This window comes from Neobacillus fumarioli NBRC 102428 (genome assembly GCF_001591485.1).
Classification (GTDB): Bacteria; Bacillota; Bacilli; order Bacillales; family Cytobacillaceae; genus Neobacillus; species Neobacillus fumarioli.
In genome coordinates this window covers 1-1,184 of the sequence record NZ_BCUZ01000246.1, presented here as the reverse complement: position 1 = coordinate 1,184, position 1,184 = coordinate 1, and the positions used below count along the sequence as shown (strand labels likewise).

Sequence of the window (1,184 nt, the reverse complement as noted above, 5' to 3'; positions counted from 1 at the left end):
GGTATGTGTACTCTTGCCGCCATTGCGAGCGTGAAGAGATTCAAACACCGATTAAAACGGCACCAATGCGGAAACCAGTGCTTTCGGGCAGCTTGGCTTCCCCATCTATCATGGCACATATCATGACCCAAAAATATGTCGAAGGTTTACCTCTCCATCGCCAGGAAAAGCAATTTTATAGAATGGGACTTGCCTTGTCACGCCAAACGATGGCCAATTGGATGATTCAAGGAGCAGATCAATGGCTGTATCCCGTATATGATCGGATGCATCAACTTCTTCTGATGCTTGATATTTTACATGCCGATGAAACCACCTTACAGGTACTTCGTGAACCAGGACGGGCAGCTGCTTCCCAATCCTATTTATGGCTGTATCGTACAGGAATAGAAGGTCCTCCAATCATTCTCTATGATTATCAAGAAACGAGGGCAGGAGAAAATCCAAAAGAATTCCTGTCAGGGTTTAAAGGATATTTACAGGTCGATGGTTATCAGGGCTACCATAAAGTAGAAAATGTAACCCTTGTAGGCTGCTGGGCTCACGCACGCAGGAAATTTACAGATATCCTGAAATCCTTGCCTGCCAATAGCCTAAAACCTGTAACAGCGACCGAAGGTCTCCAATTCTGTAATTAACTTTTCGCTATTGAGCGAGAGTTAAAAGAATTAGAACCTAAAGAACGCTATGAAAAACGTCTAGAAAAAAGCAAACCAACACTTGATGCTTTTTTGTCATGGCTAAAAATCCAAGAACAGAAAGTGTTACCTAAGAGTGGATTGGGTGAAGCCATCGCCTACTGTCTAAACCAATGGGATAAATTAGTGGCCTTTTTAGAGGATGGGCGTTTGGAGATAGATAATAATCGAAGTGAGCGCTCGATCAAGCCAGTCGTGATCGGAAGAAAAAACTGGCTATTCGCAAATACACCGCAAGGTGCGAGAGCAAGCGCCATTATTTATAGCATTGTGGAGACCGCGATAGCAAATGGAATAAATCCATTTTACTATCTTAGCTATCTGTTTGAGCAACTTCCCACTATGGATTTGACAGATGAAAATGCCTTGGACCCATTACTACCTTGGTCAACAACTCTTCCACTAACTTGCATAGCCTTTAACAAGTTAACTAAATAATACTCCAAGTCCCGGCCTTCTAATAGGTGGGGACTATTTGACGTTTAC

General features: G+C 42.9%; 1 pseudogene. It reads left to right on the top strand.

From position 1 onward, the window contains the following. Window positions 1–1,136 (top strand): annotated as a pseudogene (gene tnpC, locus BFU02S_RS15920) (IS66 family transposase); the annotation flags it as partial. Between the last annotated feature and the right edge of the window lie 48 nt (window positions 1,137–1,184).